This is a genomic window from Bradyrhizobium sp. 521_C7_N1_3 (assembly GCF_052075975.1).
Lineage (GTDB): Bacteria > Pseudomonadota > Alphaproteobacteria > Rhizobiales > Xanthobacteraceae > Bradyrhizobium > Bradyrhizobium japonicum.
In genome coordinates this window covers 9,800,469-9,815,931 of record NZ_CP197232.1, presented here as the reverse complement: position 1 = coordinate 9,815,931, position 15,463 = coordinate 9,800,469, and the positions used below count along the sequence as shown (strand labels likewise).

At 65.4% G+C, this 15,463-nt stretch carries 17 protein-coding genes and 1 other RNA gene; 6 read left to right on the top strand and 12 right to left on the bottom strand.

Annotation, left to right across the window (positions count from 1 at the left end):
- Positions 1-7 precede the first annotated feature (7 nt).
- The 12 genes from AB7008_RS46625 to AB7008_RS46570 form a co-directional block, all read right to left on the bottom strand.
- Positions 8-340 carry a hypothetical protein gene (locus tag AB7008_RS46625; RefSeq protein WP_304491853.1) on the bottom strand — a complete coding sequence of 111 codons (333 nt, stop codon included), beginning with the start codon at positions 338-340 and terminating at the stop codon, positions 8-10.
- Between the two features lie 138 nt (positions 341-478).
- Positions 479-988: an Lrp/AsnC family transcriptional regulator gene (locus AB7008_RS46620; RefSeq protein WP_028160118.1), complete on the bottom strand. Its 510-nt coding sequence runs from the start codon at positions 986-988 to the stop codon at positions 479-481.
- Between the two features lie 97 nt (positions 989-1,085).
- A complete protein-coding gene (locus tag AB7008_RS46615) occupies positions 1,086-2,009 on the bottom strand; it encodes a sugar kinase (protein ID WP_041956876.1) in 924 nt (307 codons plus the stop codon).
- A gap of 13 nt (positions 2,010-2,022) precedes the next feature.
- Positions 2,023-2,967, bottom strand: coding sequence for an NAD(+) diphosphatase (gene nudC, locus AB7008_RS46610; RefSeq protein WP_304491852.1), 945 nt, complete (start codon positions 2,965-2,967; stop codon positions 2,023-2,025).
- A 9-nt stretch (positions 2,968-2,976) separates the two neighbouring features.
- Entirely contained in the window at positions 2,977-3,396 is a 420-nt protein-coding gene (locus AB7008_RS46605) for an HIT family protein (protein ID WP_028160121.1), read from the bottom strand.
- Between the two features lie 255 nt (positions 3,397-3,651).
- On the bottom strand, positions 3,652-4,779 hold the full coding sequence (locus tag AB7008_RS46600; RefSeq protein ID WP_441261035.1) for a muconate cycloisomerase family protein: 1,128 nt from the start codon (positions 4,777-4,779) through the stop codon (positions 3,652-3,654).
- Positions 4,776-5,531: an SDR family NAD(P)-dependent oxidoreductase gene (locus AB7008_RS46595; protein WP_441261034.1), complete on the bottom strand. Its 756-nt coding sequence runs from the start codon at positions 5,529-5,531 to the stop codon at positions 4,776-4,778. Before AB7008_RS46595 ends, AB7008_RS46600 begins: the two co-directional genes overlap by 4 nt.
- Positions 5,531-6,337: an amino acid ABC transporter ATP-binding protein gene (locus tag AB7008_RS46590; protein WP_304491849.1), complete on the bottom strand. Its 807-nt coding sequence runs from the start codon at positions 6,335-6,337 to the stop codon at positions 5,531-5,533. Before AB7008_RS46590 ends, AB7008_RS46595 begins: the two co-directional genes overlap by 1 nt.
- Positions 6,334-6,996 carry an amino acid ABC transporter permease gene (locus AB7008_RS46585; RefSeq protein ID WP_028149000.1) on the bottom strand — a complete coding sequence of 221 codons (663 nt, stop codon included), beginning with the start codon at positions 6,994-6,996 and terminating at the stop codon, positions 6,334-6,336. Before AB7008_RS46585 ends, AB7008_RS46590 begins: the two co-directional genes overlap by 4 nt.
- A gap of 123 nt (positions 6,997-7,119) precedes the next feature.
- Positions 7,120-7,968 carry a transporter substrate-binding domain-containing protein gene (locus AB7008_RS46580; protein WP_028148999.1) on the bottom strand — a complete coding sequence of 283 codons (849 nt, stop codon included), beginning with the start codon at positions 7,966-7,968 and terminating at the stop codon, positions 7,120-7,122.
- Between the two features lie 441 nt (positions 7,969-8,409).
- Positions 8,410-9,891, bottom strand: a complete 1,482-nt coding sequence (locus AB7008_RS46575) for a catalase (RefSeq protein WP_441261033.1) — start codon at positions 9,889-9,891, stop codon at positions 8,410-8,412.
- A 56-nt stretch (positions 9,892-9,947) separates the two neighbouring features.
- Entirely contained in the window at positions 9,948-10,589 is a 642-nt protein-coding gene (locus AB7008_RS46570) for an HD domain-containing protein (protein WP_248880386.1), read from the bottom strand.
- Positions 10,590-10,692: 103 nt separating this feature from the next.
- Between AB7008_RS46570 and AB7008_RS46565 the strand changes: the two genes are divergently transcribed.
- From AB7008_RS46565 to AB7008_RS46540, 6 genes are all read left to right on the top strand, one after another.
- Entirely contained in the window at positions 10,693-11,694 is a 1,002-nt protein-coding gene (locus AB7008_RS46565; RefSeq protein ID WP_441261032.1) for a GlxA family transcriptional regulator, read from the top strand.
- 106 nt (positions 11,695-11,800) lie between these two features.
- Positions 11,801-11,897: signal recognition particle sRNA small type (gene ffs / locus AB7008_RS46560), an RNA gene on the top strand.
- A gap of 94 nt (positions 11,898-11,991) precedes the next feature.
- Positions 11,992-13,830: a DNA polymerase III subunit gamma/tau gene (locus AB7008_RS46555; protein ID WP_441261031.1), complete on the top strand. Its 1,839-nt coding sequence runs from the start codon at positions 11,992-11,994 to the stop codon at positions 13,828-13,830.
- A gap of 122 nt (positions 13,831-13,952) precedes the next feature.
- Positions 13,953-14,273 (top strand): YbaB/EbfC family nucleoid-associated protein, encoded by a 321-nt coding sequence (locus AB7008_RS46550; RefSeq protein WP_441261030.1) that lies wholly within the window; start codon positions 13,953-13,955, stop codon positions 14,271-14,273.
- Between the two features lies 1 nt (position 14,274).
- On the top strand, positions 14,275-14,877 hold the full coding sequence (recR, locus tag AB7008_RS46545) for a recombination mediator RecR (protein WP_028160129.1): 603 nt from the start codon (positions 14,275-14,277) through the stop codon (positions 14,875-14,877).
- A 27-nt stretch (positions 14,878-14,904) separates the two neighbouring features.
- Positions 14,905-15,342, top strand: coding sequence for a hypothetical protein (locus AB7008_RS46540; protein ID WP_441261029.1), 438 nt, complete (start codon positions 14,905-14,907; stop codon positions 15,340-15,342).
- Positions 15,343-15,463 lie beyond the last annotated feature (121 nt).

Below are 15,463 nucleotides of genomic sequence, written 5' to 3'. Positions count from 1 at the left end.
CCCGGAACTATTTGCCAATGCATGCTGACACCGCTTGCGCGTCCATCACGAACCAGGCGCCGGCCTCATGCAGGCGCGTCAGTCCGTCATGGTCATCCGGGCGGACGACGAGAAGGGTGGGAAGGGCGGTTGCCCCGACGATCGCCGCTTGCGCCGATCCCGCACCCTGAAACACCTGCTGCGTGCTCCACCAGGGCGGAAACACAACTGCGACGACTGTCGCACCCGGACGAACCTGTAAGGTGAGGATTGCGAGCGTGATCCAGCCTGCGACCAGCAAAGCCGTCGCATTCGCCCAGGCAGGCCACCGCCGAGACGGAATCGCCGTTGTCCCCTCCATGCCACGATCGTAGGTGAACGGAGCTAATTCTCGGTAAATGCTTCCTTACCGAGGTACCGAAATCGAGCAAGGGGGCCACACGGAGATCAGCGGTGATCTGCCAATCTCAATTCAAGTGATGTGGGTTGAGGGCGGCTGTCAGGCCGCCACCACTGCCGGGATCGGCAGCGCCGTGACCGACTTGATCTTCTCCATCGCGAAGCGCGAGGTGACGTTCTTCAGCGGCACGGCGCTGATCAGCTTCTTGTAGAACACGTCATAGGCCTGCATGTCGGCGACCACGACGCGCAGCATGTAGTCGACGTCGCCGGCCATGCGGTAAAACTCCATCACCTCGGGCATGGCGCTCACGGCCTCGGCGAACTTCTTCAGCCAGGCGTCCGAATGGTCGGCGCTCTCGACTGACACGAACACGGAGATGCCGAGCCCGATCTTGTTCTGGTCGACCAGGGCGACCCGCTTCAGGATCACGCCGTCGGCCTCGAGGCGCTGGATGCGCTTCCAGCAGGGGGTGGAGGACAGCCCGACGCGGTCGCCGATCTCGGCGACGGAGAGGGAGGCATCCTCCTGGAGCACCATCAGGATCTTGCGGTCGATGGCATCGAGGCGGCGGCTGGTCTCGGGGAGCTGGACGGCGAGTTCAGTCATTTGAAGAACTTTGTTCCATTTCAGGGGCTGATTTCCCTGATATAGAGAAAATCTTTCCACGGCAAGCCCATAATCTCGGCGCAACAGTGGAACCGCTCTAAAGCCCGCCTCGTAAAAGCTCTTCAACTTCAACGCGTTGTGGGGCGGCCAAGCCGCCACCATGGCGAGTGCATTTCAGCGCGGCGGCGGCCGCGGCGAATCGCAGCGCCTCCCGCACCTCCTCGCCCTCGGCGAGGCGAAGCGTGAACGCGCCATGGAAGACGTCGCCGGCCCCAAGCGTATCGACCGCCTGAACCGGGAGGGCCGGTGTCTCCTCCAGCTCGCCCGCCTCGTTCAGCCAGATCGTGCCACGCGGGCCGCGCGTGGCGGCGAGGAAGGCCGGCGTCAGTCCTGCAAGGCGCTTCAACGCGCCACCGTCATCGGCGACACCGGCCGTCTCCTGCACCTGGTCGCTGGCGAACAGCAGGTGCGAGGCGGCCGTGAGCAGGCTGTCCTGCAACGACATCGCGCGATCGACGCCGACGATGACGGGAATGCCGCGCCGTTGCGCCTCGGCGCAGAGATCGATGCAAAGGGCGCCGCAGCGGCTCTCGACGAGGACCGCGCGGCAATCGGCGAGCAGTGCGTCACCGTCCGCCAGCTTCACGCTCCACAGAGCGGGATCGCGATAGATCGTGAGCGTCCGTTCGCCCGAGGGCTCGATCAGGATCGCCGAGACCGGCGTGGTCAGGCCGGGCATGGGCACGACGTGCGTCGTGTCGATGCCTTCTGTGGCCATCTGTTCGAGAATGAAGCCGTTCGACGCCTCCCGTGCATCGCCCATCGGTCCTGCGAAGGAGACCCGGCCACCGAGCCGTGCGATGGCGATCGCAGCATTGAGCGCGTTGCCGCCGCAGATCTCGGCCAGATGCGTGGCGTTGGCCTTGCTGCCGCGCGCGGGCAAGGCCTCGACGCGAAAGGTGAGGTCGCGCACGGGAATGCCGATGCAGAGGATGCGCGGCGCGGTCCCTGATGTGGCCACCGGCGGCCCCAGCTTACGCGCCGGTCTTGGCGTGCACCCAGCGGCCGAGCAGGTGGTGGGCGATCGCGAACGGATGCGGGCCGGCGAGCCCGTCCGGATGCGTTCGCGTCAGCATCAGCGCGGCCTCCTCGCGCGTGAACCAGCGCGCGTCCTCCAGCTCGGAATGATCGACGACGACGTCCTCGTTCAGCGCCCGCGCGCTGCAGCCGATCATCAGCGACGACGGATAGGGCCAGGGCTGCGTCATGTAATACTGCACGTCAGTGCAGCGGATTCCGGATTCTTCGAGGATTTCCCGGCGTACCGCGTCCTCGATGGTCTCGGCGGCCTCGACGAAGCCGGCGAGGCAGGAATACATCCCCGGCGGGAACTGCTTCTGGCGGCCGAGCAGGCACTTCTCGCCGGAGGCGACCAGCATGATCACGACGGGATCGGTGCGCGGAAAATGCTCGGCCTTGCAAGCAGGGCACTCGCGCTTCCAGCCGCCTTCCTTCATCGCGCTGCGCGCACCGCAATTGGCGCAATAGCCGTGGCGCTGATGCCAGCTCACCATCGACTTCGCCATCGCGATCGCCGAGAGCTCGTCGGGCGGAATCGCGCCCTGCATCGCCATGCCGCGCAGCTCGGTGACGGTGTAGTCCTCGCGGCCGATCAGCGTCTCGGCCGCCGCCTGCGGCATCCCCATGCCGAACACCGCGGCGCCGTCGCGCAACCCTAGGAAGATCGTGCCGGGATTGGCACCGCATTTCAGCGCCTCGTCGATTCCGAGCAGCGCGCGCGTCTTGTCGCCCTCGCGCTTCACCAGCAGCGAGTCGCGGTAGACGACATAGGCACGTGACGATGGCTTCTGCTCCATCGCGAACAGTTTTTCGTCGTCGCGGCGCAGATGCGCGGCGCGATCGAGGACGTTGGTGACGAAGGCCGGCCGTCCCAGCGGAAACGAGTCGAATGCTGACATTTCTTGTTCTCAACCCAACCAGATTTTGCGGCGAAGCGCGCTGATGAAAGTCTGCACCTCGGTGGCGTCGTGCGCCAAGGGCGGCATCACGCCCCAGACCGGCCGCGGCCAGGCGGCGTCACCGGTGCGGCGTGCGATGATGTGGACGTGAAGCTGCGGCACGAGGTTGCCGAGCGCGGCGACATTGAGCTTGTCGCATTTGGTGATCTCTTTCAGCGCGCGCGAGACGCGGGAGATCTCCGTCATCAGTTGCGCCTGCTGCACCTCGTCGAGATCGATGATCTCGACCGCATCGGGCCGCCGCGGCACCAGCAGCAGCCAGGGATAATGCGCGTCCTTGATGACCAGTACCTTCGACAGCGGCAGGTCGCCGATGTCGATGGTGTCCTCTTTCAGGCGGGAGTGCAGCGACCAGGCGGGATCAGACATGAAGGTTTCCGAATGGCCCGATGGGGGCGGGCTTGTTGGCTCCGACCATACGATACGGGGTCAGCCAGGGGAAGGATCGGGGCCGCGGGGGCGGCATGCTCCGCTGTCGTCCCGGGGCGCGCAAAGCGCGAACCCGGGACCCATAACCACGGGGAGAAGTTTGGCGAAGATGCGTGGTGACCAGCTCGCGCGAAAACCACTTCCTGTGGTTATGGATTCCGGGCTCGCGCTTTGCGCGCCCCGGAATGACGGAAACTACGCCTCCGCAAGCACCCGCGCATTGGCGCGGACGGAGGCCTCGCTGACGCGGATGCCGAGGCCCGGGCCGTCGGGCACCACGACATGGCCGGCGCGGTTGGCAACGCGCTCTTCCAGCACGTCCTCGGTCAGCACGTGATGCGGCATGTAGAATTCGCAGCCGAGCGAGATGCCTGGCGTTGCCGCGATCAGCTGCGTCCCGGCGGCAAGCCCGATGCCGCCCTCCCACAGCGTGCCGCCATATCCGGGCAGGCCGGCGATGTCGGCGATCGCCATGATCGCCTGCGCCTCGAACAGGCCGCCGGCCTTCATCAGCTTGATAGAGACGGCATCGGCGGCCTCGCGGCGCACCACCTCCATCATGTCGCGGCGGTCGAAGCAGCTTTCGTCGGCGAGAACCGGTGTTTCCAGCGCCGCGGTGAGCTGCGCCATCACGTCGAGATATTTGCGCGGCACCGGCTGCTCGATGAAGGTCGGCGCGAACTCCTCGACATCGCGCAGGATCTTGATGGCGCCGAACGGCGCCAGCGCCTGGTTGTAATCGACGCGCAGGTCGACCTTGTCGCCGAACTCCTTGCGGATCGCTTCGAGATGATCAAGTTCCTCGCGATGCGGCTTCACGCCGGTCTTGACCTTGTAGATGACGTTGCCGTCCGGAACCATCTTTCGCATGCGCTCGAGATCGGCGGCGAAATCGGGATCGGCGATGGAGAACGACAGCGGGATGGTGTCGCGCACGCGGCCGCCGAGCAGGTCGGCGACCGACAATCCCGACGATTTGCCGACGATGTCGAGCAGCGCCATCTCGATTCCGACCTTGGCCTCGGCATGACCGACCAGCGCACGGTCGAGCTCGGCCATCAGCGCGCGGATACGGCGCACCGGTTTGCCGAGCAAGATCGGTCGCAGATAGATGTCGAGCGCGGAGAAGGCCGCTTCCGGCGTCCCCGTGAACACTTCCCACGGTGCCGCCTCGCCCCAGCCGATCACGCCGTCGCTCGCGGTGAGCTCGATCAGCACGCGCTTCACCGTGCCCTTGACGTTGCCGACGCCCTGGAGGCGCGCCATCTTGATCGGGCTCTCGATCAGGAACAGCCTGATGCGTTCGACGGTCGCTTCGGTCATGTCAGGCCTCCATTGACGTGCCAGACCTGGCCGGTGACGTAGGACGCCTTCGGTGATGCCAGGAAGGCGATGATCTCGGCGACTTCCTCCGGCCGCCCGCGTCGCCGCATCGGGATCAGCGCTTCGGTCGCGGCGATCTGCTCGGGCGAGAGCCGGCTCTCGCTCGGCTTGTCCTTGATGATGAGGCCGGGTGACACTGCATTGACGGTGATGCCGTCTTTTGCGAGCTCGATCGCGGTGAGACGCACCAGCGCTTCGAGCGCGGAGCGGCTTGCCGCCGTTGCGGCAAAGGGTGCGAATTCGGGCCGTATCGCATGCGCGACGAAAGAAGACACCGCCACGATCCGCCCATCGCGCCAGGCCCGTAGCAGCGGCAGCGCGGCGTCAACGAGCCGCGTGAACGCCAGCGCCGATTCGTCCATCGCTTGCCGGAACTGATCCGTCGGCGTGCCGATCGCGCTGCCGCGGCGGGCATGACCGCCGACCAGGATTAATCCGTCGAGCCGTCCGAAAGCGCGTTGCGCGGCGGCGACGGCGTCGGAGACGGCTGCTTCCTCGGCGAGATCGCCGAGGCATTTTGCGACCACAGCGCCTTTCGCTTGGGCTTCGGCCGCGGCGGCATCGAGACCTTCCGTGTTCGAGCGGGTGTGGAGCAGAAGCGCGGTGCGGGGGGCCGCGAGCAGCTTTGCGGTGGCGCGGCCGATGCCGCTGGCGGCACCGGTGACGAGATAGGCGCGGTCGATATCAGGCATCACGGTGCTACGTTGGCCGGCGGCAACGCGCCGGTGCGGTGGAAATGGCTGAGGAAGGCGCGCGTTGCGGCTTCCTGCGGATTGTCGATCACCTGCCGCGCCGGACCTTCCTCGACCACGATCCCGTCGCGCATGAAGATGAGGCGGTCGGCGACCTCGCGGGCGAAGGCGATCTCATGGGTGACGATCACCATGGTCATGCCTTCCGAGGCCAGCTGCTGGATGACGGCGAGCACCTCGCCGACGAGCTCGGGATCGAGCGCCGAGGTAGCCTCGTCGAACAGCATCACGTCAGGCTCCATCGCCAGCGCGCGTGCGATCGCGACGCGCTGCTTCTGCCCGCCGGACAGCGTCGCCGGATATTGGTCGGCCTTCTCCGCAAGGCCTACCTTGGCAAGCTGCGCGCGCGCGAGCTTCTCGGCGTCTGCCTTGGCCATGCGGCGCACGGTGACGGGGCCCTCCATGACGTTCTGAAGCGTCGTCATATGCGGGAACAGGTTGAAGTGCTGGAACACCATGCCGGTGGTGGCGCGGAATCTTGCCAGCGTCTTCACATCGGGCAGTTTTGCGCCGTCGCCGAACGCAAAGCGCGTGTCGCCGACGCGGACGCTGCCGCCGTCGGGTACGACCAGCAGATTGATGCAGCGGAGCAGTGTCGATTTGCCGGAGCCGGACGGGCCGATCAGCGCCACCACGCCTCCCTTGGCCACGTCGAGGCTGATGTTCTTCAGAACCTCGTTGCTGCCGAAGCTCTTGCGAAGGCTGCGGATCTCGATCTTCGCAATGTTCCTGGATGGCTCGCTCATTCGCTGACCGCCAGTCGCTTCTCGCCGCGGCGGACGATGATGGTCAGGGGAATCAGGATCGCTGCATACGCGACCGCGACCGCGGTGTAGGTCTCGAGCGGCCTGTAGCTGTCATGGGCGGCGACCTGGCTCTGGTAGACGAGGTCGGGCACGGCGAGCACCGAAACCAGCGAAGTGTTCTTGAACTGGATGATCGACTGGTTCATCAGCGCCGGGATCATGCGCTTGATCGCCTGCGGCAGCACGATGCGCCGCATGCTCTGGCCGGGTGTCATGCCGAGCGCGGCACCGGCTTCGGACTGGCCCTTGTCGATCGAGATGATGCCGCCGCGGATGATCTCGGAATAGAACGAGCCGCCATAGAGCGAGAGCGCCAGCGCCGAGGCGGTGATCGGCGTCATCTCGACGCCGGCCAGGATCGGCAGCGCGTAATAGAACCAGATCAGCTGCACCAGGATCGGCGTGCAGCGGAATGCCTCGATGAAGGTGAGGGCGACCAGACGCACCGCCTTGAAGCGCGACAGGCTGCCGAACGCGCCGAACAGGCCGAAGACGAGACCGAGCACGACGATGACCACGGTGAAGCCGACGGTGACGCCGAGCCCGTTGAGAAAGAGCCAGCGATAGCTCCAGAGGATGCCGAAGTCCCACTGATACATGCGTGTTTGACTCGTCGTGGGTGCCGTTGGCACCGTCGTTCCGGGGCGATGCGGAGCATCGAACCCGGAACCTCGAGATTCCGGGTTCTCCCTGCGGGCGCCCCGGAATGACAGTGGGAAAGCTTACAGCGAAACGCCCGGCGGAATGTCCGCTTCGGTCACGCCCACCAGCTCCATGTTGGTGATGATCGCGTTGCGGATGAAGCCGAGGCCCTTGTTGAAGTCGATCCAGGTGTTGACGTAGTCGCGGAAGGTCTTGTCGTTCTCGCGGCGGAAGCCGGCATTCGACGTGGTGGCGAAGATCGGCGTCGGCAGCACGAACTGGCCGAGCGAGGGATTCTTCTTCAGCACGGTCAGCGACAGCATGGTGATCAGGCACTGCGCGTCGACGCGGCCGGTCTGCAGCGCGGCGGTGGCATCGTCGGCGGTCTTCAGTCGCGAGATCTGCGCCTTCGGCGTCAGGCGGCTGACGACCTGGTCGTGCGACGAGCCCTGGTCGACGGCGATCTTGACGTCGGGCGAGTTCAGCTCGGCCCAGCTCTTCGGCTTGAAATCCTTCTTGCAGAGGATGCCGAAGGCGTTGTTGAAGACCGGCACCGAGAAGTCGACCACCAGCGCGCGCTTCGGGGTCGGGTTGAGGCCGAAGAAGATGTCGATCTTGTTGGACTGCAGATCGAGCACCGAATTGCCCCAGGTCGTCTCGGTGATCTCGAGCTCGGCTTCCATGTCGTCGGCCAGCCCTTTAGCGATGTCGATGTAGAAGCCCTTCCACTGGCCGCTGGCGAGGTCCTTCATGTAATAGGGTGCGCCGCCGCCGACCGCGCCGATCCGCATCTTCTTGGTGCGGCGAATGCGGGCAAAGGTCGATTCGTTGGGATCCGCTGCGGTCTGCGCCACGGCCGGTGAGGCCAGCGTGGCCGCAGCCATCGCGCCAAGTCCGACAATCGATGCGACATCACGACGTGTAACCATTTTGAGGAATCGCTTTTCTGGTTGGATGAAGGTGTGTGGTTGATCTCGCGCGAAAAATTCACCCATCAATCGGCGTCAGCCGGCTGAAAAATGCTCTGGATCGGATTTTCGCGCACCCTTTGTTTCGGTTCCGGCAGGATTTCATAGAAAGGCGCTGCCGGGCGGGCCCTGTCAAGACTCGATTGCCTCAGGGATGTGCGGGGCCTCGAAGATAGGCAGGGAGCCTATCGGCTTGACGCATTCGGAGGCGAGCGTCCGCATCGGCACTTCGCGACAGGCGTGCCGCGGCGATGCACGAGGGAAGGCCCGGCAAGCGCGTCGGCTCTAGCTATTTTCGCGAGAAAATTGAGAGGCTTCGGCGGTTCGCTTTAAAAATGCGAACGGCGCCCTGTCGGCGCCGTTCGCCGAAGACGGCGAGAAGTCGGTGCGGATCGACCGACCCTATTCTGCGGCTTTTTCCGTAGCCTTGGCACGAACGGTCGCGGGGCGCGTCAGCGCGTCGCGGACGCCGGCGCCATAGGCGGGATCGGCCTTGGTGCAGTTGGCGATGTGCCGTTCCTGGATTGCGATGGCCGCCGCTCCGACGGCGCGCGCCGTGTTGTCGAACAGGGCCTGCCGCTCGGCTGCGTTCATCTTGCGAAAGAGGTCGCCCGGCTGCCGATAGTGATCGTCGTCGATGCGGTGATCCCAATGGGCCGCTGCACCATCGATCTCGAGCGGCGGCTCGTTGAGGTCGGGCTGGTCCGTCCACTCGCCGCGGCTGTTCGGGAAATAGGTCGGTGTCCTCCCGAGATTGCCGTCGGTCCGCATCGCGCCATCGCGATGGTAGCTGTGATACGGGCATTTCGGCGCGTTGACCGGAATCAGATGATGGTTGACGCCGAGGCGATAGCGCGCCGCGTCCCCGTAGGAGAACAGCCTCGCCTGCAGCATCTTGTCGGGCGAGAAGCCGATGCCCGGAACGACATGGGCCGGCGAGAAGGAGGCCTGTTCGACCTCGGCGAAGACGTTTTCCGGATTGCGGTTCAGCTCGAAAGTGCCGACCTCGATCAGTGGGAAGTCCGCCTTCGGCCAGACCTTGGTCAGGTCGAACGGGTTGAAGGGAAACGCCTTGGCCTGGTCGTCGGTCATGATCTGCACGAACATCGTCCAGCGCGGGAAATCGCCGCGTTCGATGCTTTCGAACAGGTCGCGCTGGTGAGTCTCGCGGTCCTTGCCGATGAGGGCTTCGGCCTCGGCGTCGGTCAGGTTTTCGATGCCCTGCTGGGTCCGGAAGTGAAACTTCACCCAGGTCCGCTCATTGGCGGCATTGATGAAGCTGTAGGTATGGCTGCCGAAGCCATGCATGTGCCTGAAGCTCCTGGGAAGGCCGCGCTCACTCATCACGATGGTGACCTGGTGCAGAGCCTCCGGCAGCAGCGTCCAGAAATCCCAATTGTTGTCGGCGCTGCGCATTCCGGTCCGGGGATCGCGCTTGATCGCGTGATTGAGGTCGGGAAAGCGCAAGGGATCGCGGAAGAAGAACACGGGCGTGTTGTTGCCCACCATGTCCCAATTGCCTTCCTCGGTGTAGAACTTCAGCGCAAAGCCGCGGATGTCGCGTTCGGCGTCGGCCGCGCCGCGCTCGCCCGCAACCGTCGAGAAGCGCGCGAACATCGGCGTGACCTTGCCGATCTCCGAGAAGATCCTGGCCTTGCTGTAGCGGGAGATGTCATGGGTGACCGTGAAGGTCCCGAAGGCGCCGGATCCCTTGGCGTGCATGCGTCGCTCGGGAATCACCTCGCGATCGAAGTGAGCCAGCTTCTCGATCAGCCAGACATCCTGCAACAATGCGGGGCCGCGGGGGCCGGCGGTCATGATGTTGAGATTGTCGCTGACGGGAGCGCCCGTCGCGTGCGTGAGATGGGGTCGTTTGTCGCTCATGTCGTAAGTCCTGGTCGATGATTGGGGCGGGGATTCGCAACGGCAGCAAATTGCGTTCAGCCGTGCCAATGCGAGTTGCGGATGACGCTGCAGAAATTGCCGCGATGGAAATGCGGCTCCTTGTCGGCGATGACGTCGGCCTTGACGTTGCCGAACGTCGTGTCAGGCCGGTGCTTGATGCCGTCGTAGAAGGCCTGGATGATGTCTTCCTTGAAATGTGGCGGGCGCGGAAACGCCTTCACGACCGCCTCGCGCTCCGCGTCGGAATATTCGCTGTAGGTGAGCCCGAGCACGTCCATCTCGACGCCCGCGGTCACCAGCGCGACGACGGGGTGCATGTGCTGGGGAACGCCCGGCGTGGTGTGCAGGGCGATCGCGGTCCACACCGTGTAAGCATCGGCTTCCGAAATGCCGTGGCTGCGCAGGAAGTCGCGCGCGGCGTGCGCGCCGTCGACCTCGAACCGCTCGTGCTGGCTGCCATGGCCCGGCATCAGGCCGATGTCGTGAAACATCGCGCCGGCGTAAAGCAACTCGCGGTCGAAGGTCAGCCCACGGCGGACGCCGGCCATCGCGCCGAACTGGTAGACGCGGCTGGAATGGTTGAAGAGCAAATCCGTTTCGGTGTCGCGGATGTATTCGGTGATGGCACGCGCCAGCTTGCTGTCGGGGATGACGGCGGCTTCGGTGATTTCTGACATGGGCAGCTCCTGAAATTTAGGTGGCTCCCACTGTAAATCCGGGCTACGTTGTCTTAAATCGACGTAATACGTCTAAAACGGACAAATCCGGATCGAGGCGGACATGGGCGCAAAGCCGAAAGCAAGGACGGTTGTGATCGTGGCGCTGCCAGGGGTGCAGCTGCTCGATGTCGCAGGGCCGCTCGACGTGTTCGCCGAGGCAAACGTCCAGGCCGGCTATCCGGCCTATGCGCTGTTCGTGGCCGGCGCCGAGCCAGGACCGATCCGCAGTTCCTCAGGTATCCGGCTGATGCCCGACCGAATCGTCGACCGCGACTTCCAGGAGCCCATCGACACCTTGCTGGTGGCGGGATGCCCGAACGCGGCCGAAGTCCCGGCGGATGGGAGCGTGATCGACTGGCTGCGGCGGCGGGCTTCGCGGACCCGCAGATTCGGCTCGGTGTGCAGCGGGGCCTTCTTCCTAGCCGCCGCCGGTCTCCTCGATGGCAGGCGGGTCACCACGCATTGGGCGGTCGCGGACATGCTGGCCAGCAAATTCCCGTCGGTCACCGTGGACAAGGATGCCATCTACGTCACCGACGGCAAGCTCCGCACGGCCGCCGGCGTGACCGCAGGGCTCGACCTCGCGCTGGCACTGGTCGAGGAAGATCTCGGGCGCGATACGGCCATGAAGGTCGCAAGCCAGCTCGTGATGTTCTTCAAGCGCCCCGGTGGGCAGATGCAGTTCACCCGCAAGGGCGAGGCTGTTCCCGCCGGCCGCGCCGCATTGCAGGAGCTGCAGCGCTGGGTCGCCGCCAACCCCTCGCTTGACCACAGCGTTGCGAGCCTGGCGATGCGCATGGAGCTCAGCCCGAGGCATTTTGCACGGCTGTTCCGCGCCGAGGTGGGCGTCACGCCTGCGACCTGGGTCGAGGAAGCCCGCGTCAATGCCGCGAGGCGGCTGCTCGAGTTTGGCAATGAAGCCCCGAAGCAGGTGGCGCTCCATTGTGGATTCGCCGATGCCGATACGCTGCGTCGCGCGTTCAATCGTCACGTCGGCGTGACGCCCGCCGAGTATCGCAAGCGGTTTGCACGAATCTCGGAGGTTCCAGCTCGCCAGCACTGAGCCGGCTTCCGCGTCCAAATGGGCCGGCGGGGGCCCTCCAGCGGGGTGTGCGGGACCCACGGATACCCGCTTGCTTTCCCGACCTTTTAGCCCCAAATAGGGACCGGGAGATTGGCGGTGGACGAGCCACTCGCCAACCGGGTCAGGTCCGGAAGGAAGCAGCCCTAACGAGGTCCGGATCGGGTCGCTCGTCAGTCTCCTACCTGTTTTTCCGAGCGAATTGCGCCGGCGGGCTTCCCGCCAGCGCGCTCCTTTCCGCAATAGCAGGGCGAAAGACATTCCATTGCGGATCGACCGATGACCGACGCTGGCGCCCCTCCCAACCCCGACAGCGCCGGCCAGGCCAGCACGCCCTACCGGGTGCTGGCGCGCAAATACCGGCCCTCCAGCTTCGACGATCTGATCGGCCAGGAGGCCGTGGTCCGCACCGTCTCGAACGCGTTCGAGACCGGGCGCATTCCGCAGGCGTGGATCCTCACCGGCGTCCGCGGCGTCGGCAAGACCACCACCGCGCGTATCCTTGCCCGTGCGCTCAACTACGAGATGCCGGATGGATCGGTGAAGGGCCCGACCATCCACATGCCGACCCTGGGCGTGCATTGCCAGGCGATCATGGAAAGCCGGCACATGGACGTGCTGGAGATGGACGCGGCCTCGCACACCGGCGTCGACGACGTCCGCCAGATCAATGACAGCGTGCGCTACGCGCCGGCCAGCGCCCGCTACAAGGTCTACATCATCGACGAAGTCCACATGCTGTCGACGGCGGCGTTCAACGCCTTCCTGAAGACGCTGGAGGAACCGCCGGAGCACGCCAAATTCGTGTTCGCGACCACCGAGATCCGCAAGGTTCCGGTCACCGTGCTGTCGCGCTGCCAGCGCTTCGACCTGCGCCGGGTCGAGGCCGACGTGCTGATGAAGCACCTCGCCAATATCGCAGCGAAGGAGAGCGTCGAGATCGAGCCCGAGGCGCTCGGCATCATCGCGCGCGCCGCAGAAGGCTCGGTGCGCGACTCCCTGTCGCTGCTCGACCAGGCGATCGCGCACGCGGCAGGCACCGTGAAGGCGGATGCGGTCAGGCAGATGCTGGGGCTCGCCGACCGCACCCGCGTCATCGACCTGTTCGATTCGCTGGCGCGCGGCGACATCGCGAGCGCCTTCAGGGAGTTCCGCGACCAGTACGACGTCGGCGCCGATCCGATCGTCGTGCTGTCGGACCTTGCCGAGTTCGTCAATTTCGTCACCCGCGTGAAGATCGTGCCGGCGACCGCCGACAACGTCGCCTATGGCGAGACCGAGCGCGTGCGCGCGCGGGACTTCGCCTCGAAGATCTCGATGCGCGTGCTGTCGCGGATGTGGCAGATGCTGCTCAAGGGCATCACCGAGGTGCAGGCTGCGACGCGCCCCGCAGCGGCCGCCGAGATGGTGCTGGTGCGCATCGCCTATGTCGCCGATCTGCCGACGCCGGATGAAGCGATCAAGATGCTGGAGCAGAACGGCGGCGGCTCGCCGGTCGTGGGCGGCGGAAGTGCCGCGCGCGGCGGCGCGCCGGGTGCGCCGGTGGCCTCGGCGGCGCCGGTTGCTTCGGCTGCGCCCATGCGCGCGCCGACCTCGTCACCGTCCGGGTTCGGCGGCGGCGCCGCCCGGCCGCAGATGGCGGCGCCCGCGCCGGATCCGCAAGGGGCCGCGCCCCAGCTGCGCATCACGAGCTTCACCCAGCTCGTCGCGGTCGCCGGGCAGAAGCGCGATCTCATGACCAAGGGCGCGCTCGAAGGCGACATGCGCCTCGTCCGTTTCGAGGAGGGCCGGCTGGAAGTCGCGCTCGAGCCCAACGCCTCCAAGACCATGATCTCCGAGCTCGCGCGAAAATTCGAGCTCTGGACCGGCCGGCGCTGGACCGTGATCGTCTCGAACGAGCAGGGCCAGCCGACGCTGCGTTCGGTGAACCAGGCGGCGAAGCAGGAACATGCCCGCTCCGCCGAAGCCGATCCGCGCGTGCAGGAGGTGCTGTCACGTTTTCCCGGTGCGAAGGTCGTCGAGGTCCGCAGGCTTGCCCCCGAGGCGCCGGAAACCAATATGAATGCGGACTATGGCAGTGACGATCCGCCCGATGGTTCCGACGGCGACGATCTCTAGAGCATGATCCGGACCCGAAGGCTGCGTAGCGCAAAGTGTGAAGCGGCTTTCCGATTAGATTACGCTCAAATCAAAAGTTAAGGCGCGATGACGAGTCATCGCGCCAACCAAGGACAGCACCGATGGTCGATATTTTCGGCATGATGAAGCAGGCGCAGCAGCTGCAATCCAAGATGCAGGAGATGCAGGATCAGCTCTCCAACGTCGAGGTCGAAGGCATTTCCGGCGGCGGTCTCGTCACCGTGCGCATGACCGCGAAGATGGACGTGAAGGGCATCAAGATCGATCCCTCGCTGATGAAGCCGGAAGAGCGCGAGGTGCTCGAGGACCTGCTCGTCACCGCACTCGGTGATGCCCGCCGCAAGGCCGAGACGGCCGTGCAGGAGAAGATGCAGGCGCTCACGGGCGGGCTCAGCCTGCCGCCGGGTATGTTCGGCCAATAAGATGGGTTCGGTTGCAGGTCCCGAAATCGAGCGGCTGGTCCAGCTTCTCGCGCGGCTGCCGGGCTTGGGCCCGCGATCCGCGCGACGTGCGGCGCTGCATCTGATCAAGAAGCGCGAAGCGCTGATGATGCCGCTGTCTTCGGCCCTGCAGGTCGCGCTCGACAAGGTCCAGGTCTGCAAGACCTGCGGCAACATCGACACGCAAAATCCCTGCACGGTCTGCACCGATCCGAAGCGCGATCCCGCCATCATCGTCGTGGTCGCCGATGTCGCCGACCTCTGGGCGCTCGAGCGGGCCAATGCCACTCAAGGACGCTATCACGTGCTGGGCGCGACCTTGTCGCCGCTCGACGGCGTCGGCCCTCAGGACCTCACCATCGACGCGCTGGTGGCGCGCGCGCACGCTGCCGAGGTAAATGAGATCATCCTGGCGCTGAACGCGACGGTCGACGGCCAGACCACGGCGCACTACATCACCGACCTGCTTCAGGACGCCAACGTAAAAGTAACCCGGCTGGCCCATGGTGTGCCGGTCGGTGGCGAGCTTGATTATCTCGACGAAGGTACGCTATCGGCCGCGATGCGGCAGCGGACCCTGTTCTAGCCATCCAGACTTACGGAAACGGACGACATGACGAAACTTTTCGCCACACGATCGGCTTTGGTCGCGACGTTGATGCTGCTGGCGACCCCGGCCATCTCCGCGCAGCAGGACGACGGGGCGACGCCGCCGCCGAAGCCCGGCAAGCCGATCAACGCCGGCGAGGTGCTCTCGGGCGAATTGAACGCAATGAAGGTGCGCGACGTCAAGAACGCCGGCAAGCGGATTGCGATGTACCAGATCACCTCCGAGCCGCGTCGACTGCCGGCGCCGAACGGGCTGTGCAATCTCGAGACCGGTCCCGAGACGTTCCAGCTCGTCACCTCCAGCGACGCGCAGGCCACGCAGCTGAAATCGTTCGTCGGCAAGGAGATCTCGGTCAAGGTCGATGAAGTCGCCTGCGCCAGCGATCCCGGCCAGATGAGCGAGGCCGTGATCACGAAGTGGAGCTTGATCAGGAAGCAGTAGGGGGCGGCTCCAGCCGAGCTACCGTAGGGTGGGCAAAGGCGCAAAGCGCCGTGCCCACCATTCTCACGGCGACGATTCAGGTGGTGGGCACGCTTCGCTTTGCCCACCCTACGGCATCGCG